This is a genomic window from Methylovulum psychrotolerans (assembly GCF_002923755.1).
Lineage (GTDB): Bacteria > Pseudomonadota > Gammaproteobacteria > Methylococcales > Methylomonadaceae > Methylovulum > Methylovulum psychrotolerans.
This window is the reverse complement of record NZ_PGFZ01000010.1, coordinates 88,661-110,401: the sequence shown is the minus strand read 5'-3', so window position 1 is coordinate 110,401 and position 21,741 is coordinate 88,661. Positions and strand designations below refer to the sequence as shown.

Sequence of the window (21,741 nt, the reverse complement as noted above, 5' to 3'; positions counted from 1 at the left end):
TTAGGTAGATTCCGGTCATAATGGGAATACCAAGTCTGTGCAGCCAGACGTGTTGCCGCCAGTTTATGATAAAATGGCGGCATTTTTAGTTAATTATGGGATTTATAAGACAATGAGCATTAAGTGCGATAAATGGATACGCCGTATGGCACAGCAGCAAGGGATGATCGAACCTTTTGCGGAAGGTCAGGTCCGACAGTCGGAACGCGGGCCAATTATTTCTTACGGTACGTCCAGTTATGGTTATGATGTCCGTTGCTCGGACGAGTTTAAGATTTTTACCAATATCAGTTCGGCGATTGTTGATCCGAAAAACTTCGATTCCAGTAGCTTCGTCGATGTCCAGTCGGATGTCTGTATTATCCCGCCCAATTCTTTCGCCCTGGCGCGTACTGTCGAATATTTCCGCATCCCGCGTGATGTGCTGGTGATTTGTTTGGGCAAATCCACTTATGCCCGTTGCGGCATTATCGTCAATGTTACGCCGTTAGAACCGGAATGGGAAGGGCATGTGACCTTGGAGTTTTCCAATACTACAACCCTACCCGCAAAAATTTATGCCAATGAAGGCGTGGCGCAAATGCTGTTTTTGGGGGCTGACGAAATCTGCGAGACCTCTTATAAAGACCGGGGCGGCAAATACCAAGGGCAAACTGGCGTGACCTTACCCAAGGCCTAAATCTGCCACCCTGCTGTGGCAATGGGGTAAGCCCCTGTTGCCGAGGCACTTATCCCTTTTCTTTTCTACCGCTATTATCAGGAACCTTAGCCATGCAGGTCGATACCGTCATCCATGCCCGATGGATTATTCCCGTAGAGCCCGATATTACCTTAGAACACCATTCGTTGGTTATCCACGAGGGCAGAATTATTGATTTACTGCCGACCGGACAAGCCACCGCCCAGTATCAGGCCGTAACGACAGAAAACTTGCCCGACCACGCGCTACTGCCCGGTTTTATCAATAGCCATACCCATGCGGCCATGACCTTGCTGCGCGGTAGGGCAGATGATTTACAGCTAATGGATTGGCTGCAAAACCATATCTGGCCTTTGGAACAACGCTGGGTCAGTGAAGAATTTGTCAAAGACGGCACGGATTTGGCGATTGCCGAAATGCTCATGGGCGGGACGACGTGTTTTAATGACATGTATTTTTTCCCGAATATCAGCGCCCAACAAGCCATACAGCATGGTATACGCGCCAGTATCGGCTTGGTGGTGTTTGATTTTCCGACCGTGTGGGCGGACAACAGCGAGATGTATCTGAGCAAAGCGCAGGCACTGCATGATGTGTTGCGCGGCGAGCCGCTCATCACCACCACATTCGCCCCCCATGCCCCCTATACGGTTTCCGATGCGCCTTTACAAAAAGTCTTGGCCTTATCCGGGCAGCACCAAACCCCTGTCCATATCCACGTCCACGAAACCCGCCACGAAGTGGAGCAGGCGCAAGCGGACAGCGGTAAGCGGCCTTTGCAGCGCCTGCATGAACTGGGGTTGGTTAACCCGTCGTTGCTGGCCGTCCATGCGACCCAGTTAAATGACGAGGAAATCCAGTTAATGGCCGATGCAGGGGCGCATATCATCCATTGCCCCGAATCTAACCTCAAGCTGGCCAGTGGCTTTTGTCCGGTCGCCAAATGCTTGGCGGCGGGCATTAATGTCGCTTTAGGCACAGACGGTGCTGCCAGCAATAATGATTTGGACATGCTCGGTGAAATGCGCACCGCCGCGTTATTGGCGAAAGCCGTCGCCGAGGATGCCAGTGCCGTACCCGCTATGGCGGCGTTACGGATGGCGACGATCAATGGCGCGAAAGCCTTGGGGTTGGATAAGGAAATCGGTTCTTTAAGCATCGGCAAAGCCGCCGATGTGATTGCCATAGACTTAAGCGCGTTGGAAACCCAGCCCGTGTATTGTCCGGTTTCACAAATCGTTTATGCGGCTAACCGTCGGCAAGTGACCGATGTCTGGGTGGCGGGCAAACAGTTGTTGAAGCAAGGCCAGTTAACGGCCTTAGACATCGCCGCGTTACGCGGCAAAATCGCGGTGTGGCAACAGCGGTTGGCAAGTTGAGATTGTTATGCTGAAGTCGCCCATTCTTACCGTTGAGCATTTGCGCGTGGCTTTTAAACAAGGCCAGCCGGTGGTTGATGACATCAGCTTTGCGGTATATCCCGGTGAAACCTTTGCACTGGTCGGTGAGTCCGGTTCTGGTAAGTCGATTACTGCGTTATCGGTGTTGCGCCTGTTGCCGGATACGGCGCACATCAGCGCCGCAGCGATCACCGTCCAGGGTGAGGATTTATTGGCCTTGGCGGAGCTACAATTATGCAAAATCCGGGGCCGCCGCGTCGCCTATATATTCCAAGACCCCATGTCGGCGTTAAATCCGGTGATGACGATCGGCCAGCAAATTGCCGAAGCCATTAGCCTGCATTTTGCCTTATCGGCGCAAGCCTTGGCGCAACGGGTGCTGGAATTGTTGCAACAAGTGGAAATCCCTAATCCCCAACAACGCCTGAAAGATTTTCCGCACCAATTGTCCGGGGGGCAGCGGCAGCGGGTGATGATTGCCATGGCCTTGGCTGGGCAGCCGGATTTGTTGATCGCCGACGAGCCGACCACCTCCTTGGATGTGACCATACAAGCGCAAATTTTGGCGTTGTTAAAACAGATCCAACAGCAAACCGGCATGGCCTTGTGGCTGATCAGCCATGATTTGGCTTTAGTTTCCAGCATCGCCGACCGTGTGGCTGTCATGCAGCAAGGCAAAATTGTCGAGACCGGATGGGCCGAGCATTTTTTCCGGCAACCCCAGCACCCTTATACCCAGAAACTGCTGGCGGCGTTGCCGTCCATCAGCCACGTTAAAACCCCGTCTGAAGCGGTCAATACGCCGTTATTGCAAGTCAAAGATTTTTGTTGTTATTACCCTATCCGCAAAGGCCTGTTCCAGCGCGTGGTCGATCACGTTAAGGCCGTCGATGGGGTCAGCTTTGAGCTAGCCGCAGGCAAAACCTTGGCCTTAGTCGGAGAATCGGGCTGCGGCAAAACCACCCTGGGCAAAAGCTTGTTAAACCTGTTGCCGCATAATAGCGGCGAAGTATTTATGGACGGCATAGCCTTGCATGAATTAAGCGGCGAAGCCTTAAGGCAGCAACGCGCGGCGATGCAAATGGTGTTTCAAGACCCGTTTGCGGCTATGAACCCTAGAATGTTGATAGGCGACATTATCGCCGAAGGCATTACCGCCTTATACCCCGAAGTCAGCGCGACCGAACGCGCTAGCCGCGTCCGGCACTTGCTGCAACAAGTCGGCTTGCCGGAAGAAGCGGCCTTGCGCTATCCGCACGAGTTTTCTGGTGGCCAACGCCAGCGCATCTGCATTGCCAGGGCGTTGGCGGTCAAGCCCCGCCTGATTGTCTGCGATGAGCCGACCAGCGCCTTGGATGTGTCGGTGCAAGCGCAGATTATCAGCTTGCTGAAAACCTTACAGCGCGAGCAAGGCGTAAGTTATCTGTTCATTACCCATGATTTGGCGGTGGTGGCGGAAATCGCCGATGCCGTGGCGGTGATGTATAAAGGCAAAATCATCGAACAAGGCGATGCCAAACAAGTGCTGACCCAACCCCAACAAGCTTATACGCAAAAATTATTGGCGGCGGTGCCGGTTTTGCGGGTGGGGTGAGGGGATATTTGTTATTGCGGATGAAAGAAGATGATTGACGGGATTAAGTTTATCTAAAATGGCTAACTGTTTACATAAAAGTCAATTAAGTTAATGATTTTTTAAAATATGTGAAATGTACTATTAATCACTAACACCCCACCATTTAAATCAAAGCGTTACACGCGTTCGGTCTTTTAAAAATCCGTGCTATTAGCAACTGTATCAGCAACAGCACGGTTTTTGTCATTTTTAGCCTTTTGTCGGGCTTACTTGTTTTTTTCTCTACGTTGTAAATATTCATCATTTCTAATGGGCAGTGGCGGCTTGCGTCCATTTTTGCGGATAGCCCCCGTCGGTATCGGTAATCCCTTTCTGCTTGGCTTATAGGGCGGTATATTCGCCAAGTGGCTTAGCTAAATACTTTGGGCATTGAATTGCCCCTTCCCGTATTGCTTTTAGGAGAGAATCACTATAGCCTAGTACGATACCGCTGGGGAGTTAAGCTATGGCACACGAAAAAAACTACACGCTACGCATCCTACATATCTCCGACTTGCACGAACGCGGCCCGCGCGAGACGGAATCTTGGCGGCGGCAGCGGGTTTTGGGGGCAACCTGGGAACATAATCTGGAAGCCGTCACCGCTGCCGGCCCTATTGATTTGGTGTGTTTTACTGGCGATGCGGCGGATTGGGGTAAGCCGGGGGAATATGCCGCCGCCACTGCATTCTTCCACGCCGTATTGAAAAAGCTGTCCCTGCCACCTGAGCGGTTTTTCCTTGTGCCCGGCAACCACGACATTGACCGAGGCCTCCATCTGGCGGAATGGCAAAAACTGCGCGAAACATTCAGCCAAATGGATGGCCTGACGTTATCGCGTTGGCTGAGAGGCAGCGGTAAACCGCCGCCCGGTGCGGATACGGGTTGGCTTGAACCGGTGTTGGCACGGCAGGCCGCTTATCGCCAATGGCTTACGGAACTGGGGAGGGAAGCCTTGTTGCCGGAGCGTCATGACCACGGACGGGTGGGTTATCACGTCTGCCCGGACTTTCCGGGCTTGCCCTTTCCGATACATATTACGGGTTTGGATACCGCTTGGCTGGCTGGGGACGACCACGATGCCCAAAAACTTTGGCTCACCGATGACCAAATCATGCTTCATGCCACCGACAAGGAAGGCAACAAATTCCCTGGTTTGCGCCTTGTCCTCTGCCATCATCCGCTTTGGGATCTGGCCGATCACGCAGCCGCCAAAAATCTGTTAGCCGAACATGCCGACTTGTTGTTACGCGGCCATTTGCACAACGCCGTTCTTGAACGCAGTGACGACCCCGACCGGGGGCTGGTGGAATTGGCGGCTGGCTGTTTGTACGAAGGCCACCACGCAGACCACTATCCTAACGGTTGCCAACTCATCACCTTACAACTTGATGGGCAAGGGCGGCCCATCAGTGTTGAACCTTGGTTCCGTGCTTGGTCAGAGCGAGGCCATTGGCACGACGATGACAGCCGCTACAAGCAAAGCCATCAAGGGCGGCTGTTGTGGCCATTAGCCCAAGCCATAGCCCGCATTGACCCTAGCTCCAATCCCTATGATTTCAATCGTCCGGCCCTTCCGCCTAATTTCGTGGGTCGGGTGGCCTTAATGGATAGCCTGATTCAAGCTTTGGAAGAGGGTTCCAGTGTGTCCTTGGTCGGTGACCGATGTATCGGCAAAATGTCGGTGCTGAAAAACTTCGAACAAAAAGCCCGCATCATGGCCCGGACAGTGGTTCTGCTCCGTGGTGAAGGGCCGGAAGCGGCTTCGCTGTCTGCTTTTGTAGCCGCTATTACTGGCAAAGCCTGTGCTGACTGCGCGGACCCTGCCGCCGACCGGCTGGCGGCTTGGGTCGACCGTGTTGGCCTGCCCGGCCTGCCGCCTGTGCTGTTGCTGGATGAAGCGGAAATCTTCCTGCGCAAGTTTGAATACCGTTTCTTTGAGCGGCTCCGGGGGCTTTTGGATAGGTTGTGCTTGGTGCTGGCCACCCATCAGCCTATTGACTTGGTGTTCGAACAGCTGGGGCGTGGCTCGCCCTTTGACAATAAACTGCGCATCGAATGGCTAGGCCTGCTCGAACCCGCCGCCGCCGAGCAATTGGTGCGGCGCGGTGAGGGTAAGCTGGACGGGGAAGACCAAGCGCTGATGCGCCGCTGGGCTGGCCGCCATCCCTATTTTTTGCAACTTCTGGGCTATCGCTTGGCCGAAGCCCGCCGCCACGGCAAATCCCGCGAATGGGCGGTAGACCAAGCCCGATCAAATGCCTACCCCCGCCTGCGCCAGCTCTGGAAAACCTTACGCAACAAGGATAAGCAAGCCTTGCGGAATGTTGCAACCGGCGGATTTTCGGCCACTAACAGCACCTTTCGACTGCGGGGCTTACAGGACGAGAACGGTCGGTTATTCGGTGAGGTTTTGCGGCAATGGTTGGAAGAAGAGGACGAAGCATGAAAATTGCCAGCACACAGCCGAAGGTATCTTTACCAGGCTATTGGGAACTACTCTGGCTGCTGTTCATGCAGCCAGTGACCTTGCATAGGCGTTTGCGTGCTTTGGGGATTGATGAGCCTGGTGCATTCGCTTGGCGGCTTTGGCGGCGGGGTGGGGTGGGGCGGGCTTTTGTCTTACGGATGTTTGTATTGCTTGTGACGGCTATACCACTGTTAACTGGCGCATTGGTTTTGGCACTCCAATCCTACGGGTTCGTAGTGGATTACTTGGGCGTGGCTTTGAGCGTGGCTTTGGCCGTGGCTTTGGGCGTGGTTTTGGGCGTGGCTTTGGGCGTGGCTGGGGGCGTGGCTTTGGGCGTGGCTTTGGGCGTGGCTGGGGGCGTGGCTTTTGGAGTGGCTTGGGGAGTGGCTTATATCCGGTTGCCGTTTTATCTTATGGAGATTCAGGCTGCATCCCTCTCGTATTTCATCCAGCGTTTCACTGGTCGGCCTACCCTAAATTGGTCTCCGGTGCTGCACCATGAGCTAATTTATTTTCCCTTGCCTTTCTTAGCCAGCCATATAACACTCACAGCAGAAACCGACCCGTCCTTGGCACGTCGGGCACTTGATGCCTGCGCCATCGCGCCGGGTCAGCAGCGGCTTGGCCGCATCGCTTTAGCCCGCTTGCAAGCGCGGGAACTGGCCCAATATGCCCACACCAGCCGCTTTGCCGAGGCGGCGGAACTTCAGGGGGATTGGTTGCCGGGGGTAGAGGGTGCAGACCCCCTGCTGTCGGGTTTGGCCGAAATGGCCCGTTATCTCCAAGCGGCACAGCAATCCAAGATCGCCTATCACCGTTTAGGCCATCTGGAACGGGGAGAAAAGGCCTTTAAGTCGCTGGAAAACCAGTTGCTCAATACCTCCTCCTTTTTAGCCCGCGAACTGCGGCCTATCCTGCCAGCTTGGCATACCGCCCTGGCCGCTTTGCGGCGGGAGGCGGAACAAGCCGCCGAACAGCAATTGCCCAATCCCTTCCGCTCCGGGAATCCCCTGGAGCCGGAAACGGGGCGGGAGGTTTTTCGGGGGCGGGAAAATCTGGTACGGCGGGTGGATGAGCTGCTGGCCGATGCCGGGAATGCCGCGTCTTTGGCGCTTTTAGGGCCGCGCCGTTGCGGCAAGACCTCGTTGCTTAAAATGCTGCCGTCGATGTTGCCGGATGCGGTAGTGGTATTGTTCGACCTTCAAGATAATCCCGTAGATAGTCTGTCGGCGTTGTTCGGAGCCATGGATCGGCAGATCCGTATCCAAGCCCGGCGTGACCGGCAACTGGAATTGCCTGCCTTAGACCGGGAACGCCTATTGACGGCCCCTTTCGAGACCGCCAAAGACTGGCTGGACGCACTGGAAACAGCTGTCGGTGAACGGCGCTTATTGCTTTGCATCGACGAATTTGAACGCCTGGAAGACCTGTTCCCCGGCGAGCAGCGGGAACTCTTGCAATTCATGGGCTTGCTGCGAGCCACCATCCAGCACAAGCGGCGGGTGCGGCTGCTGGTTTCCGGTGCCGCACCCTTTGAGGAATGGGGAGAGTTATGGAGCGACCATTTCATTAATGTCCGCGAAATAGCTATCGGGCATTTGGATAGGCAGACAACGGTAGGGCTTTTGACCCGCCCCATTCCGGTATTTCCCGCCGAGGCCATCCCCTTAGGCGTGGCCGAAAGTATCTATCAGCGTACAGGTGGCCAGCCCGATCTGGTGCAGTTGTACGGTAGTCTTTTGGTCAGCCGCCTTAATGAAACCCAGTGCCGCACCGCTGAGCTGGCTGATCTGGAAGCGGTGGAGTGCCGCGCATTGGAGCAAAGCGCCTATTATTTCCGCCATTTGTACGGCACCGCCCCCGAATCCGCCCGTGAGGCTTTGCAGATGCTGGCGCTGGGTGAAACCACGGCTCCCGATTCGCGTACCCGCCGTTGGCTGGAACGGCGGCTGCTAATTGATGGGCAAGGCCAACTGAATATCCCTGTATTGGGGCGTTGGCTTGTTGAGGAAGAGTTATGACCGGGTTTTGTGCTGAAAGCCATACTCGGACAGTTTTGCCCAGCAGCAATTAAAACCTAATAAATTGTCTTGCTACATGTTTAATGCGATTGTCCTAAGGCAGCGACCTGTCTATTTTTCGTCCAGCCAATTTTGTGCGTAAACCATCATCACCCTAAGGGGAAATATATGCAAAAAAAGAAGAATATCTTGTCGACGTTGCGGGCCTGTTGCAAACTGGCCGCTGTTCCCTTATTGATGGCCGTGGTCTTGCCAAATTGGGCGCAGGCTGCCCAACTCACCACCCTGCTTGATTTTGACGGCAACAACGGTGCCTATCCTGATTCTACATGGGTATTGGACGGGGCGGGCAGTTTGTACGGGACGGCAAAAGGCCTAGGCTATGCCGGCTCGGTGCTCAAACTGTCGCCGCCAGCACCCGAATACACCGCGTGGACGTTAACGCGGCTCAGCAAATTTAACAGCCCTAGTGACGGTTATCAGCCAGGCCCTTTGCTGCAAGGCCAAGACGGCAATTGGTACGCTGTCACCGTCAGCGGTGGCACCAACGGCGTAGGCACGATATTCCGGCTAGCCCCGCCTGCGGTCGGGCAAACCAAATGGACGCGGACTACACTGTTCAACTTTGACAGTACACAGGCCCCCTTATCTTCCGCCCGCTTGCTGAGGGATAAGTCCGGCAACCTCTACGGTACAACATTTGATGGTGGGGCAGGCCATGGCGGCAGCGTGTTCAGGCTAGCGCCGCCTGCCGCCGGAAAAAAAGGCTGGACACTGAGTACGTTGGTCAACTTTAATGGCACCAACGGCACCCTGCCGTTTGGTGGGTTGATTATGGACGCGTCCGGCAACCTGTACGGGACAACTTGGTGGGGCGGCGTTGACGATGACGGCACGGTGTTCCGGCTGTCGCCGCCTGCGGTCGGACAGAGCGAATGGGTGCTGACCACGCTGGTTGATTTTGACGGCACACACGGGAATTTCCCGGTTGCCGGATTGGTGGCCGATAAAGTCGGCCACCTCTATGGCACAACCACCCGTGGTGGGGCAAACGGCTTAGGCACGGTGTTCAAACTGTCGCCGCCCTTGCCGGGCAAAACCACCTGGAGGCTGACCACACTGGCCGATTTTACCGCGACCAGCGGCCACTACCCCTTTGCGCCGCTGCTGAGGGATGCATCCGGCAACCTTTATGGCACAGCCTTTATCGGCGGTGCTGACGACGATTTTGGTACTGTTTTCAAGCTGTCGCCGCCCGTGACCGGACAAACGGCGTGGACATTAGCGACCCTGGTTGATTTTGACGGTACCAACGGGAAATCTCCTTTTGCCGGACTGGTGCGGGATGCCTTAGGTAATCTCTATGGGGCAACCAACTCAGGAGGCCAATACGGTTTTGGCACGGTATTTAAGGTCAGCCCATAGGTGTAACAGTTCAGCGGTTTGTGGCTACTTTGTGGGTGGCAGTGGCTAAAAGCCCGGTTAAGGAACGTGCATAAAATAATGTTGCCATTTAAGTTCAGTGGCAAAAAATACCCCCGATTAGGCTAAAAACTGTAGTGACGTTACCGTGTAACGTTTTTACAACAGATTTTATTTCATGCGCGTTCCTAAGCCATTCGGCAAGGCCTAAAGCCCTTTACCTTCCGCTTGCATAAGGGGTATTTCATAAACCATTGATTGTTTAGTCCATCTATGGGCATTACCCACGAAAAGACACCATCAACTAATGCTTGCGGCGGGTAGTTGGCATATAATGGGGCGTTTATTTGTTCTCACTAGGAAATGACTATGAAAAAAATTGCTTTATTGGGGTTCTCAGCTATGCTCATGTTTACTGCGGTTGCTAATGCCCACGGCCCAGTCCGCCAAAAAGCGGAAGAAGAAGTGACAATTAACGCCCCTGCCGAAAAAGTATGGCATATCATTAAAGATTACGGTGATATGTCCTGGTTGCCGGGCGTTAAAAGCACCACTGTCGATAAGGGTAACAATAAAGGCTCAGTCCGCGTGTTGACCTTGGATGCCGGCGGCACTATCACGGAAGAGCTGAAAAAGTATGACGAAAAAAATATGTCTTACGCCTATAAAATTATCGATATGAGCACCGTCAAGACCATTAACCATTCGGGTGTGGACGAAAAAGTACCCGTATTGCCAGTGGACAACTATGCGGCCAGCATTGAAGTGGAAGCGAAAGGCGGTGCAACGGTAGTTTCTTGGAAAGCCGGTTACTACCGCGCTTATATGAACAACAATCCGCCAGCGGAAATGAACGAAGAAGCCGCCAATACCGCCGTTACGGCGATTTTGAAAGGTGGCTTGGCCAATTTGAAAGCCTTGGCTGAAAAATAGGCCATCCGGTGCGGGCTAAGCTTGTGCAAGCGGTAGCAATAGCTACCGCTTTTTTTACGTCTGCGGCGGTTGCCGCCCCGTTTGCTTATATCAGCAATCAGTTGGGCGATAGCGTCTCTATTATTGATACGGCGGTGGGTGAGGTGGTGGCGACGGTTGCCGTGCCGGGTAAGCCTGCCGGGGTGGCAGTTGCCCCCGACGGTAAGCGCTGTTATGTCAGCACCCCGGAAGCGCACGGTTTTGCCGTTATCGACACCGCGCAACGCGCGTTGGTGGCGGAGGTTAAGGTCAGTGACGGGGCGTTGGGCATTGCCGTTAGCCCGGATAGCCGCCGTATTTATGTCGCCGATTGGTATAATAATAGCGTCGGGGTGGTCGATGCCGCTAGCCTTAAGGTGGTGCAAACCATTGCTGTGGGGCAATCGCCGTCCGGCTTGGCGGTCAGTCCCGATAACCGTTGGCTGTATGTGGCGAACCGTTTGGACAATTCGGTCAGTAAGGTGGATTTGGGCAGCGGCACGGTGAAGCAAACTGTGGCGGTGGGTAAGCATCCGTTTGGTTTGACCTTAGATAGCCGTGGCGAGCGCTTGTATGCCGCTAATGTGCAAAGTGATGATGTGACGGTGCTGGATGCCCGGCGGATGCAGGTGTTGGCGACGGTTAAGGTCAGCATGTTGCCTTATGCGGCGGCGTTGGCTTTAAATGACAGCCGTTTGTTGGTGACTAACCAAGACGACGGCTCGGTGTCGGTGATTGATACCGCCACCTTGACGGCGATAGGTTTGGTGCCGGTCGGCGAAAAGCCGGAAGGTATCAGTACCCATCCTGATGACCGCCATGTCTATGTCGCCAATTGGTTTGACAATTCTGTCTCGGTTGTGGACGCGCAAACCTTGCGTGTCATTAAGACGGTTAAGACGGGTGAGGGCAGCCGGGCTTTTGGGCAATTTATCGGCAAATAACGCCGTTTTTTAAGCGGATATTGCCGGGCGATATGATAGACTCCGAACCATTTGGTAATAGTTGAGGAATAACATGGCTGAAACAGTAGATGAATTGACGGTAAGTTATCAGGACGGCGATATTGAGACCGTTAAGGAACTGGATAAAAAAGTTTTGACCAAGGGGGCTTGGGCGACGGTGATGTACCGTTATCAGGATTGGAACCGCGCTAAGGAAGAATACGGCCCGGATAAATATACTATCCGCCGTTACCAAAAACGCAACGGGGAATATCAGCAAAAATCCAAGTTTAATATTTCCAGCAAAGACCAAGCGAAGAGCATCATTGCGGCCTTAGAGGAATGGATCGATAAAGAGTAGCCGTGCGGCACTAATGCCGGCACGGCTGCTTTTGCCTTATTTGCCGGCGGCGGTGGCTTCCGGCACTTCGATCAGGCGGCCTGATTTAACGTCATAAATATAGCCGTAAACCGGAATGTCGCTAGGCACTAAGGGATGTGCTTTAATGCGTTGGACATCTTCTAAAACGCTTTGGGCTTGGTCTTTAATGGTCAGCCAGCTAATGTGGTTGGCTTCGGCGGAGCCTGGGCCTTCGCAGCAGTCATGCCAGCCGTGTTCGTCAACTGAGGCGGTTTTTAAGCTGGAGGCCAGTAAGCCGCGCATAATGTCGTCTGTGAAGGTTTCCATGCCGCAATCGGTATGGTGGATAACAAACCATTCGCGGGTACCGAGCAGTTTGTAGGAAATGACCAAGGAGCGTATGGCATCATCACTGGCTCGGCCACCCGCATTACGGATAACATGCGCGTCGCCTTCTGACAAGCCGGCATATTTGGCAGGGTCCAGTCGTGCGTCCATACAGGTCAAAATGGCAAAACGCCGTCCTGGAGGCATAGGCAGGTCGCCTTTGTCAAAACTGGCCGCGTAACCGCGGTTTGCCAGCAGCACTTCATTTAATACGTTACTCATGGGTTTTCCTCAGGATTCTTTATAGTTATAAGTTGCTTAAGGAATGGACATGAAACAAATTGTTTGGATATCCAATCCCATATCATTCATTGCCAAGCGCCTAAAAGGGTTTTAGGCCTTATAAGCATCTTAGCGGTCTTTAATGTATCATAAAAAATGTCTTTGAAAACCCAAAACGGCAAAAATGCCGGACTTGTTGGGAATTGGATTATTCTGCGGTCATTTTAACAAAATAATTTTATGCAAACACTACCGCCGACACTGTACAACACGGCACAAATTCAGGAACTCGAACAGCGGCTTATCCATCAGCGGGGCATTTCCGGTTTTGCGCTGATGACTAAAGCCGGTGCCGCCGTTTTTGCCCAACTGCATAAAAAATGGCGGCACGCGCGGACAGTTGCGGTTTTTTGTGGGGCAGGCAATAATGCCGGGGACGGCTATATTGCCGCCGCGTTGGCTTTGTCAGCGGGTTTGTCCGTTGACGTTTACGCTTTGGTTAGCCCGGATGTGTTGAAAGGGGATGCGTTAACCGCCTACCAACACTATAGGGCGGCACACGGTAGCGTCAGCACGTTCAGTTTGGGGCAGCCTATAAACGCGGATGTTATTGTCGATGCGTTATTCGGCACCGGACTGGACAGGCCGGTGACTGGCCAGTATCTGGCGGCTATCCAAGCGATTAATGACAGCGCCAGCCCGGTGATTTCGGTAGACTTGCCGTCCGGCCTGAATGCCAATACCGGAACCGTCCTGGCAGCAGCCGTTAAGGCCGATTGTACGGTGACTTTTATTGGCCTGAAACGGGGTTTGCTGACAGGAGAGGCGGCGGAATATTGTGGGGACATTATTTATGCCTCATTGGATGTGCCGGAAGAAGTCTTTCAGGATGTGCAATCCACGGTGTATCGGGTCTTACCGAAGACTTTTCCGCGCCGTGACCGCTGTATACATAAAAGCAAAAATGGTCATGTGCTGGTGATTGGTGGCGACCGTGGCTATATTGGGGCGGTAATGTTAGCGTCGGAAGCCGCTTTGCGGGTGGGGGCGGGTTTGGTGAGTGTCGCCACGCGTAAAGAGCATACCGGATTTATCAGTGTCCACCGCCCTGAGCTGATGTGTCACGGTGTCGATAATGCCGAGCAACTGACCAGCCTGTTGGAAAAAGCCAATGTAGTCGTTATCGGCCCCGGCCTAGGCCAAAGCCATTGGGCAAAGGAATTGTTATTGGCGGTGATCCATTCCCGGAAGGTATCGGTGATTGATGCTGATGCCCTCAATATTCTGGCGAAAATTCCGGCTGCACATAACAATCTGCTGCTGACCCCTTACCGGAGTATCTTGACCCCGCATGTCGGCGAGGCCGCACGGTTGATGAACTTGCCCATAGCGAAAATAAAAGAAGACCGTTTTACGGTGGTCGCCAATGTCCAAAAAAAATATGGCGGCATCGCCATCCTTAAGGGGGCGGGTACGTTAATCGCCACCGCCGATGATATTGGCGTATCCACTAGCGGTAATCCGGGCATGGCTTCAGGCGGTATGGGGGACGCGCTGTGCGGCGTTATAGCCGGATTGTTGGCACAAGGTTTTTCGTTAAAAGATGCCGCCCAGCAAGGCGTGTATATCCACGGTAAAGCCGCCGATATGGCTGCGATGCAAGACGGTGAGCGCGGCTTGCTTGCCAGTGATCTGATGCCGCATTTACGGCGTTTGGTTAACCACTGATGCGCCGTTACTTGGCCGACACTGCGGCGACCGAACAGTTAGGCGGCGAATTACGCGAACTGTTACCCGCGCAAGCTGTGGTGTTTCTGCAAGGTGATCTGGGGGCGGGTAAGACTACGCTGGTACGGGCGTATCTGCGTGCAGCCGGGTTTGTGGGGGCGGTCAAAAGCCCCACTTATACCTTAGTGGAAGAATATGCCATTAAAGGGCAAACCATCTACCATTTCGATTTATATCGGCTTGCCGAACCGGAAGAGCTGGAATGGATAGGTATAAGTGACTATTTTAGCCAGCCTTGCCTGTGTTTTATCGAGTGGGCCGAAAAAGGCTTGGGGTTTTTACCGCCGCCTGACATCATCATCCGTTTGGAAGCCGAAGGCAATGGACGGCTGATGACCTTGGAGTGGGGTAAGCCGTAAAAAATCATCCGGTTTAGAGAGTCCGGTTTGTATATATCTTGTATATATCTAAGGATAAGCTACTATATAATCTCGACTGAGATATTATTTTTTGGCGTTGTCTATGAAAAATTACCATAAAATACTGTGTATTTTAGCCTTGCAATCAGGGGCTGCTATGGCGTTGCCAGAACCCATCCAAGTGGGGGCATTAGCTTACGATAATCGACAAGGCCATCTGTCGGTTGCCGTTACGGCCTCACCTAAGCATCGCGTTTTTGTTATGGATAACCCGCCACGCTTAGTCATCGTCATTAAAAATGCCGCTTTGCAGGGCAGTTTACAACAGCCTCCGGCTGACCACCCCTTATTTGCTAAGACCCGTTTGGCGGTTCAGGATGCGGCTGGCGTAAAGCTGGTGATCGATTTAAAAAAAGCCATTAGCCCGGAAAAATTCTCCTTATCGTCCAATAACCGTAACGAACACCGCTTGACGGTTGACCTTACCCATAAGGCGATATCCGCTAATGACCCTAAAGCCGTTGCGGCAGTAGCACCTAAGGTTGCTAAGCTTAAGCCTGCCGCCGAACCCAAAGCCATTATTCATAAAGGCCGTGATATTGTTATCGCCATTGACGCAGGGCATGGCGGTAATGATCCGGGTGCCCATGGCCCGCAAGGTACCGAAGAGAAGGTGGTCACGTTTGCCATTGCCCAAAAGCTTGCCGTGCTGATTGATGCCCAGCCGGGTATGAAAGCGGTGATGGTGCGTAAGGGTGATGATTATGTCGGCCTGCGGGAAAGGATGCAGGTTGCGCGTGCCGCCAAAGCCGATTTGTTTATTTCCGTACATGCCGATGCGTTTAATGATACTTCGGTGCGTGGGGCTTCCGTATTCACCTTATCGACTCAGGGCGCATCCAGCGAAGCCGCCCGTTGGCTGGAAAAGTCGGAAAATGCCGCCGAATTGGTGGGCGGGGTCAATTTAAGCGATAAAGAAGACGTGTTGGCTTCGGTGCTGTTGGATTTGTCGCAAACGGCCACCTTATCCGCCAGCCAACAAGTTGCCGACAGTGTGTTAAGGCATTTTGACGGAGTGAACCAATTACATCGTGATGCGGTGCAAAAAGCCGCGTTTATTGTCCTTAAGTCACCTGATATCCCCTCCATTTTGGTGGAGACGGCTTTTATTTCCAATCCTCTGGAAGAGCAGAATTTAGTTAATCCGCGCTACCAGACGCAAATGGCCAGGGCCATTTTTGCAGGCGTGTATGATTATTTTAAAAAATCTGCGCCCATCGATAGCCGTATGGCGGCACTGTAAAAAAACGATTTAAGGCTTAATGCGCATACATCCCTTACCGACCCAACTGGTTAACCAAATTGCTGCGGGTGAAGTTGTCGAAAGGCCGTCCTCGGTAGTTAAGGAGCTGGTCGAAAATAGTTTTGATGCCGGAGCCGGCCACATCCATATAGAGATAGAGCAGGGCGGCATCCGGCTGATTAAAATTAGGGACGATGGTTGCGGCATTGTTAAAGACGATTTGCCGCTGGCTTTGTCCCGTCATGCCACCAGCAAAATTGCCTCTTTACAGGATTTGGAGCAGGTCGCCAGCATGGGTTTTCGCGGTGAGGCTTTGCCCAGTATCAGCTCGGTGTCGAGGTTGACGCTAATTTCCCGCACGGCGGCCAGCGATTGCGCTTGGCGGGTCGCTGCCGACGGTTCCGAACAGGATTTTGCCCCGCAACCCGACCCGCACCCACCGGGAACAACGATTGAAGTAAGGGATTTGTTTTATAATACCCCCGCTCGGCGCAAGTTTTTAAAGACGGAAAAAACCGAATTTAACCATATCGAAACTTTACTGCAACGCATGGCCTTAAGCCGTTTTGATATTGGCCTGACCTTGGTGCATAACCAAAAGGAAATCTTTAAATTAAAGCCCGCACTTAGCGAAGCTCAGCAAATCCAGCGCGTCGCCAGCTTGTGCGGCCAAGCCTTTGTCGATAACGCCGTCAGCATTGATTTTGCCGCAGCCGGTTTGCAATTGACCGGCTGGGTCGGCTTGCCGACATTTTCGCGTAGCCAGCAGGACATGCAGTTTTTTTATGTCAACCGCCGCCTGATTAAGGATAAGCTGGTCGCCCATGCGGTCAAGCAAGCTTATCAGGATGTCCTGTTTCATGGCCGCCATCCGGTATTTGTGTTATACCTGACCTTAGATCCGACCTTAGTTGATGTCAATGCCCATCCCGCCAAATTGGAAGTCCGGTTTAGGGAAGGGCGGTTGGTGCATGATTTTTTGTTCAGCGCCTTACACCGTAGCTTGGCGGATTTACGTCCCGGCCATCCTGATTTGACTATCCATACGTTACCTGAGGTCTCCCATCCGCCTTTACCGCCGACAGTGGCGGCGACAGGGGGCGGTACGGCGGCGGTTTACCAGCCGCCGCCCGCCAGACAAAGCCAGTTGCCTTTGCAGGTTGAAGAGCAGCTTCGGCATTACGCGCAATTGGCCGCCGAACCTCTACCGATACCGACAGCGGTAGATGCTGAGGCGGGCGGGGCGCCGCCGTTAGGCTATGCCATTGCCCATTTACATAATATTTTTATCCTCTCGGAGACGCGCACGGGCATTATTTTGGTGGATGCCCATGCCGCCCATGAGCGGGTCACTTATGAACGCCTGAAACAGCAATATCAGCAAGGTACAGTCGCCAGCCAGCCCTTGCTGTTGCCGATAAAACTCAGCACCAGCCTTGCCGAAGCCGACTTGGCCGAACAGGCCCAAGCCATTTTTTTGGCCTTGGGGTTTGACATTAACCGTTTTGGCCCCGAAACCATAGTGCTACGCGCCGTGCCGGCTTTGTTACGCCATACCGATGTCGAAACCTTGTTCCGCGATGTGTTGGCGGATTTGTCCGAGCATGGCATGAGCCAACGGGTGCAAGAGCATATCCAAGAACTGTTGGCGACAATGGCTTGCCACGGAGCCATCCGCGCCCAACGCCGCCTGACGGTTGAGGAGATGAACGGCTTGCTGCGCGATATGGAAAAAACGGAACGGAGCGGGCAATGCAACCATGGCCGCCCTACTTGGATTGCCCTCTCAACGGGCGAATTGGATAAATTCTTTTTGCGCGGACAATAAGGCCTTGTGCCGTTTGCCGCCCCCTTGCCTGAACCCGTATTTATGGATTTAACCCTTCCCCCCGCCATTTTTCTCATGGGGCCGACCGCTTCCGGCAAAACGGCTTTAGCGGTGCAATTGGCACAGCAGCTTAATGGCGAAATCATCAGTGTCGATTCGGCTTTGGTGTTTCGCGGCATGGACATCGGCACGGCCAAACCGACCGCGCAGGAGCGCGGCGGCATTCCCCATCATCTGATCGATATCCTTGACCCTTCTGAGGCCTATTCCACCGGACAATTCCGCAGCCAAGCCTTGGCTTTGATGGCGGACTTGACCGCACGCGGCAAGTTGCCGATTTTGGTGGGCGGCACTATGCTGTATTTTAATGCCTTGAGTAGTGGCTTGGCCGTGCTGCCAGCGGCCAACCCGGAACTGAGGCGGCGTTTAGACCAAGAGTTGGCAAGCTTAGGTAAAGAGGCCTTGCATCAGCGCTTGGCGGCGATAGACCCTAAAGCCGCCGCCAGAATCCATCCTAACGACCCGCAACGGGTGCAACGGGCATTGGAAGTCTATGAATTAAGTGGCCAACCCTTGTCGGACTTTTTTGCCGATACCGGCCCCGCGATCCCTTACCGTATCCTTAAGCTGGTGGTCGCCCCGTCTGATAGGGCTATCCTGCACGGCATTATTGCCGAACGCTTCCATCAGATGCTGGCGCAAGGTTTGGTCGAGGAGGTCAGGGTGCTGTACCAGCGCGGCGATTTAAACGCCGCTTTGCCCGCACTGAGGGCGGTGGGTTATCGGCAAGTATGGGCCTATCTGCATGGCGATACGGATTGGCAGACTATGACCGAGCAGGCCATCGCCGCCACCCGCCAACTGGCCAAGCGGCAATTCACTTGGCTGCGTAAAGAAACCGAAGCCGAGCATTTGGTGACGGGCGACAGCGCGTTAGTCAGCCAAGCCCTTGCCTGCATTGGCCGCCATCTGCTGGTTTAACGCCGATAAGCCGACCATAAGACGGATGCATCGGCAAAAATTGCGTATTCTTCGTGTCCTGTGCCGTAAATAGCTTTAAAATAAGGCAAGTTACCGCAAGGTGGCGGCTATCTTGGCATTCTTAATGGGCCACTGACTAAAGCCCCGCCCGATTTACTTAAAATAATCCGAGAGATGTTATGAAATTTACCCCCTGTGCTGACCTCTGCACAAAAGACGGCACACATTGCCAAGGTTGCGGACGTTCGCACCAAGAAATCGCCGACACCAAAAAATTAATCGCGTCGATAGTCGAGTTTATCAAAGTCCAAGGCTATGACAACAGCGATGAGTTTATTAATATGGTCAGCAAAAAAGTGCGTAAGAAATTAGTAAAAACGTCCTAAGGCTCAAGGCCGCTAACCGTAAACTCGCGCTTGTGCCTTACGGCTTATGAAATATAATGGTCAGCTTTTAGCTGAACTGGAGTTTGCTTTGAAACCGATAAAAGTAGGTGTGTTGGGATTGGGTACTGTCGGTGGCGGTACGGTCAATATCTTAAAGCGCAACGCGGCAGAAATTGCCCGCCGCGCCGGACGGGAAATTATCATTACCCGCGCCTCGGCAAGAGATTTACAAAAACCGCGTATCTGCGACACGCAAGATATACAATTGACCACCGACCCCTTAGACATCATCAACGACCCTGATATCGACATTATTGTGGAAACCATCGGTGGGGCAGGGACGGTTAAAGATATGATTCTGACCGCCATTGCCAACGGCAAACATATTGTCACCGCCAATAAATCGCTGATTGCCACCCACGGTAACGAGATATTTGCCAAAGCCAGTGAGCAAGGCGTAATCGTCGCTTTTGAAGCGGCGGTGGCGGGCGGCATACCCATTATTAAGGCGATCCGTGAAGGCCTAAGCGGCAACCAAATCCAATGGGTGGCCGGCATTATCAATGGTACGGGCAACTTTATCCTGACCGAAATGCGTGATAAAGGCCGCGATTTTGCCGATGTGTTGGCCGAAGCCCAAGCCTTGGGTTATGCCGAGGCCGACCCTACTTTTGATGTTGAAGGTATTGATGCCGGGCATAAACTGACTATATTGGCATCGATTGCTTTTGGCATCCCTTTGCAGTTTGAGAAGGTTTATACCGAAGGCATTACCGAAATTGCCCGGATTGACGTTGAATATGCCGAGCAATTGGGCTACCGTATCAAGCATTTGGGGATTGCCCGCAAAACTGCCGAGGGCATTGAGTTACGGGTGCATCCGACCTTAATTCCTGAGCGGCGGTTGATCGCTAATGTCAACGGCGTGATGAATGCGGTGTTGGTCAAAGGCGACGCCGTCGGCGCGACCTTATATTACGGTGCAGGTGCAGGGGCTGAGCCGACTGGCTCGTCCGTGGTCGCCGATGTCATTGATGTGGTACGCGCCTTGACTTCCGACCCGGAAAACCGGGTGCCGCATTTGGCGTTCCGTGCCGATGCCTTGGCGGATATTCCGGTCCTTTCGGCGGAACGCATTAAAACATCGTATTATTTGCGCCTGAACGCCGAAGATAAGCCAGGAGTATTGGCGGATGTCACAAAAATCCTTGCCGACCATGACATCAGTATAGAAGCCATTATCCAAAAAGAGCCGCCTAAAGACAGTACAGCCTTGCCGATTATTATGTTGACGCAAATCACCTTGGAACAAGAAATGAACGCCGCTATCCGGGCGATTGAAGCCTTGCCCACGGTCAGCGGCAAAGTCAACCGTATCCGCATGGAAACGCTGGGCTAGTCTTATTGGTTAGCTCTGCTCTATACAATAAAGCTTACCTAATAAGCATTAATAAACCTAATTATCACTATTCAAATTCATAGGAACTCTCATGTCCCGTTACACCGGTTTAATTGAACGCTACCGTGACCGCCTGCCCGTCAGTGCCGACACCCGCCTGATTAGCCTTGGCGAAGGCAACACACCGCTGATCCAATTGCAAAATATCCCCCGCCTGATCGGCAAAGAGGTCGATATTTACGTCAAATTTGAAGGCCTGAACCCCACTGGTTCGTTTAAAGACCGTGGTATGACCATGGCTGTGACCAAAGCTGTGGAAGCGGGTAGCCAAGCCATTATTTGCGCGTCGACCGGCAATACCTCAGCTTCGGCGGCGGCTTATGCGGTGCGGGCGGGCATTAAGGCCTTCGTACTGATCCCCGAAGGTAAGATTGCCTTGGGCAAGCTGGCACAAACCTTGATGTATGATGCCAAAATCATCCAAATTAACGGTAACTTTGATAAAGGCATGGCTTTAGTTAAGGAAGTCGCCGAATTGGCACCCGTGACTATTGTCAACTCCATCAATCCGTTCCGTATCGAAGGCCAAAAAACCGCAGCCTTTGAAATTGTTGATGAGCTGGGTTTTGCGCCCGATTATCACTGCTTACCCGTTGGTAATGCGGGCAATATCACTGCGTACTGGAAAGGTTATACCGAATATGCCCGTTATTCGGCCAGCCATGCGGCGGTGACCCGTAATTTGCCGATTATGTGCGGTTATCAGGCGGCGGGTGCGGCGCCGTTTGTGGCCGGCCATCCGATAGAAAACCCTGAAACCTTAGCGACGGCAATCCGTATCGGTAATCCGCAATCGTGGGATTTGGCTTGGAACGTCCAGAAAGAGTCCGGCGGTTGGTTTGATAAGTTTAGTGACGAGCAGATTTTGGCGGCACAAAAAATGTTGTCGCAATTTGAAGGGGTATTTTGTGAACCCGCTTCCGCAACATCGTTGGCGGGGGCGCTGCATGACATCAGTATCGGCAAAATTCCCGAAGGCAGCCGGATTGTCTGCACCTTGACGGGCAACGGCATTAAAGACCCGGAAATTGCCATGCAGCAATGTGCCGACGCTAAACCCGTTACCATTGACGCGAGCTTGGATGCGGTAAAACGGGCTATTTTAGATAGCCTGTAAACCCTTTGCCGCCCTTTTTAAAGGGCG

18 protein-coding genes are annotated in these 21,741 nt (G+C 53.2%); 17 read left to right on the top strand and 1 reads right to left on the bottom strand.

Annotated features, from left to right (window positions below; genetic code table 11):
- Positions 1 to 112 precede the first annotated feature (112 nt).
- From dcd to AADEFJLK_RS18695, 9 genes are all read left to right on the top strand, one after another.
- Positions 113 to 679, top strand: coding sequence for a dCTP deaminase (gene dcd, locus AADEFJLK_RS18735; protein WP_103975329.1), 567 nt, complete (start codon positions 113 to 115; stop codon positions 677 to 679).
- Positions 680 to 771: 92 nt separating this feature from the next.
- Complete coding sequence (locus AADEFJLK_RS18730; protein ID WP_103975328.1) at positions 772 to 2,079, top strand: TRZ/ATZ family hydrolase; 1,308 nt, start codon at positions 772 to 774, stop codon at positions 2,077 to 2,079.
- Positions 2,080 to 2,089: 10 nt separating this feature from the next.
- A complete protein-coding gene (locus tag AADEFJLK_RS18725) occupies positions 2,090 to 3,694 on the top strand; it encodes an ABC transporter ATP-binding protein (RefSeq protein WP_103975350.1) in 1,605 nt (534 codons plus the stop codon).
- Positions 3,695 to 4,181: 487 nt separating this feature from the next.
- Entirely contained in the window at positions 4,182 to 6,164 is a 1,983-nt protein-coding gene (locus AADEFJLK_RS18720) for a metallophosphoesterase family protein (RefSeq protein ID WP_103975327.1), read from the top strand.
- The gene (locus AADEFJLK_RS18715) at positions 6,161 to 8,206 is read left to right on the top strand and encodes an nSTAND1 domain-containing NTPase (RefSeq protein ID WP_103975326.1); all 2,046 of its coding nucleotides are present in this window, start codon (positions 6,161 to 6,163) and stop codon (positions 8,204 to 8,206) included. The genes AADEFJLK_RS18720 and AADEFJLK_RS18715 overlap by 4 nt, the downstream gene beginning before the upstream one ends.
- Positions 8,207 to 8,374: 168 nt before the next feature.
- Positions 8,375 to 9,631 carry a choice-of-anchor tandem repeat GloVer-containing protein gene (locus tag AADEFJLK_RS18710; protein ID WP_103975325.1) on the top strand — a complete coding sequence of 419 codons (1,257 nt, stop codon included), beginning with the start codon at positions 8,375 to 8,377 and terminating at the stop codon, positions 9,629 to 9,631.
- A gap of 366 nt (positions 9,632 to 9,997) precedes the next feature.
- The gene (locus tag AADEFJLK_RS18705; RefSeq protein ID WP_088618019.1) at positions 9,998 to 10,561 is read left to right on the top strand and encodes an SRPBCC family protein; all 564 of its coding nucleotides are present in this window, start codon (positions 9,998 to 10,000) and stop codon (positions 10,559 to 10,561) included.
- 8 nt (positions 10,562 to 10,569) lie between these two features.
- Positions 10,570 to 11,523: a YVTN family beta-propeller repeat protein gene (locus tag AADEFJLK_RS18700; protein ID WP_088618020.1), complete on the top strand. Its 954-nt coding sequence runs from the start codon at positions 10,570 to 10,572 to the stop codon at positions 11,521 to 11,523.
- 73 nt (positions 11,524 to 11,596) lie between these two features.
- Positions 11,597 to 11,884: a hypothetical protein gene (locus AADEFJLK_RS18695; protein WP_088618021.1), complete on the top strand. Its 288-nt coding sequence runs from the start codon at positions 11,597 to 11,599 to the stop codon at positions 11,882 to 11,884.
- A 36-nt stretch (positions 11,885 to 11,920) separates the two neighbouring features.
- Here the strand turns inward: AADEFJLK_RS18695 and AADEFJLK_RS18690 are convergent, their stop codons facing one another.
- Positions 11,921 to 12,493 carry a beta-class carbonic anhydrase gene (locus tag AADEFJLK_RS18690; protein ID WP_088618022.1) on the bottom strand — a complete coding sequence of 191 codons (573 nt, stop codon included), beginning with the start codon at positions 12,491 to 12,493 and terminating at the stop codon, positions 11,921 to 11,923.
- Between the two features lie 240 nt (positions 12,494 to 12,733).
- Between AADEFJLK_RS18690 and AADEFJLK_RS18685 the strand changes: the two genes are divergently transcribed.
- From AADEFJLK_RS18685 to thrC, 8 genes are all read left to right on the top strand, one after another.
- Positions 12,734 to 14,221: an NAD(P)H-hydrate dehydratase gene (locus tag AADEFJLK_RS18685; protein WP_088618023.1), complete on the top strand. Its 1,488-nt coding sequence runs from the start codon at positions 12,734 to 12,736 to the stop codon at positions 14,219 to 14,221.
- Positions 14,221 to 14,640 carry a tRNA (adenosine(37)-N6)-threonylcarbamoyltransferase complex ATPase subunit type 1 TsaE gene (gene tsaE, locus AADEFJLK_RS18680; protein WP_103975324.1) on the top strand — a complete coding sequence of 140 codons (420 nt, stop codon included), beginning with the start codon at positions 14,221 to 14,223 and terminating at the stop codon, positions 14,638 to 14,640. Before AADEFJLK_RS18685 ends, tsaE begins: the two co-directional genes overlap by 1 nt.
- Before the next feature lie 103 nt (positions 14,641 to 14,743).
- A complete protein-coding gene (locus tag AADEFJLK_RS18675) occupies positions 14,744 to 15,943 on the top strand; it encodes an N-acetylmuramoyl-L-alanine amidase (RefSeq protein WP_088618025.1) in 1,200 nt (399 codons plus the stop codon).
- Between the two features lie 19 nt (positions 15,944 to 15,962).
- Positions 15,963 to 17,771, top strand: coding sequence for a DNA mismatch repair endonuclease MutL (mutL, locus tag AADEFJLK_RS18670; RefSeq protein ID WP_103975323.1), 1,809 nt, complete (start codon positions 15,963 to 15,965; stop codon positions 17,769 to 17,771).
- Positions 17,772 to 17,813: 42 nt separating this feature from the next.
- Positions 17,814 to 18,752: a tRNA (adenosine(37)-N6)-dimethylallyltransferase MiaA gene (gene miaA, locus AADEFJLK_RS18665; RefSeq protein WP_103975349.1), complete on the top strand. Its 939-nt coding sequence runs from the start codon at positions 17,814 to 17,816 to the stop codon at positions 18,750 to 18,752.
- A gap of 179 nt (positions 18,753 to 18,931) precedes the next feature.
- The gene (locus AADEFJLK_RS18660) at positions 18,932 to 19,138 is read left to right on the top strand and encodes a DUF1289 domain-containing protein (RefSeq protein WP_088618027.1); all 207 of its coding nucleotides are present in this window, start codon (positions 18,932 to 18,934) and stop codon (positions 19,136 to 19,138) included.
- Positions 19,139 to 19,226: 88 nt separating this feature from the next.
- Positions 19,227 to 20,537, top strand: a complete 1,311-nt coding sequence (locus AADEFJLK_RS18655; protein WP_103975348.1) for a homoserine dehydrogenase — start codon at positions 19,227 to 19,229, stop codon at positions 20,535 to 20,537.
- A gap of 91 nt (positions 20,538 to 20,628) precedes the next feature.
- Positions 20,629 to 21,714, top strand: coding sequence for a threonine synthase (gene thrC / locus AADEFJLK_RS18650; RefSeq protein WP_088618028.1), 1,086 nt, complete (start codon positions 20,629 to 20,631; stop codon positions 21,712 to 21,714).
- Positions 21,715 to 21,741 lie beyond the last annotated feature (27 nt).

Excerpts from the sequence above, each read along its gene's own strand:
- tsaE (WP_103975324.1), top strand. The coding sequence starts at position 14,221 with ATGCGCCGTTACTTGGCCGACACTGCGGCGACCGAACAGTTAGGCGGC.
- thrC (WP_088618028.1), top strand. The coding sequence starts at position 20,629 with ATGTCCCGTTACACCGGTTTAATTGAACGCTACCGTGACCGCCTGCCC.
- AADEFJLK_RS18675 (WP_088618025.1), top strand. The coding sequence starts at position 14,744 with ATGAAAAATTACCATAAAATACTGTGTATTTTAGCCTTGCAATCAGGG.
- AADEFJLK_RS18690 (WP_088618022.1), bottom strand. The coding sequence starts at position 12,493 with ATGAGTAACGTATTAAATGAAGTGCTGCTGGCAAACCGCGGTTACGCG.
- dcd (WP_103975329.1), top strand. The coding sequence starts at position 113 with ATGAGCATTAAGTGCGATAAATGGATACGCCGTATGGCACAGCAGCAA.
- AADEFJLK_RS18685 (WP_088618023.1), top strand. The coding sequence starts at position 12,734 with ATGCAAACACTACCGCCGACACTGTACAACACGGCACAAATTCAGGAA.
- AADEFJLK_RS18710 (WP_103975325.1), top strand. The coding sequence starts at position 8,375 with ATGCAAAAAAAGAAGAATATCTTGTCGACGTTGCGGGCCTGTTGCAAA.
- AADEFJLK_RS18705 (WP_088618019.1), top strand. The coding sequence starts at position 9,998 with ATGAAAAAAATTGCTTTATTGGGGTTCTCAGCTATGCTCATGTTTACT.
- miaA (WP_103975349.1), top strand. The coding sequence starts at position 17,814 with ATGGATTTAACCCTTCCCCCCGCCATTTTTCTCATGGGGCCGACCGCT.
- AADEFJLK_RS18695 (WP_088618021.1), top strand. The coding sequence starts at position 11,597 with ATGGCTGAAACAGTAGATGAATTGACGGTAAGTTATCAGGACGGCGAT.
- AADEFJLK_RS18715 (WP_103975326.1), top strand. The coding sequence starts at position 6,161 with ATGAAAATTGCCAGCACACAGCCGAAGGTATCTTTACCAGGCTATTGG.
- mutL (WP_103975323.1), top strand. The coding sequence starts at position 15,963 with ATGCGCATACATCCCTTACCGACCCAACTGGTTAACCAAATTGCTGCG.
- AADEFJLK_RS18730 (WP_103975328.1), top strand. The coding sequence starts at position 772 with ATGCAGGTCGATACCGTCATCCATGCCCGATGGATTATTCCCGTAGAG.
- AADEFJLK_RS18720 (WP_103975327.1), top strand. The coding sequence starts at position 4,182 with ATGGCACACGAAAAAAACTACACGCTACGCATCCTACATATCTCCGAC.
- AADEFJLK_RS18660 (WP_088618027.1), top strand. The coding sequence starts at position 18,932 with ATGAAATTTACCCCCTGTGCTGACCTCTGCACAAAAGACGGCACACAT.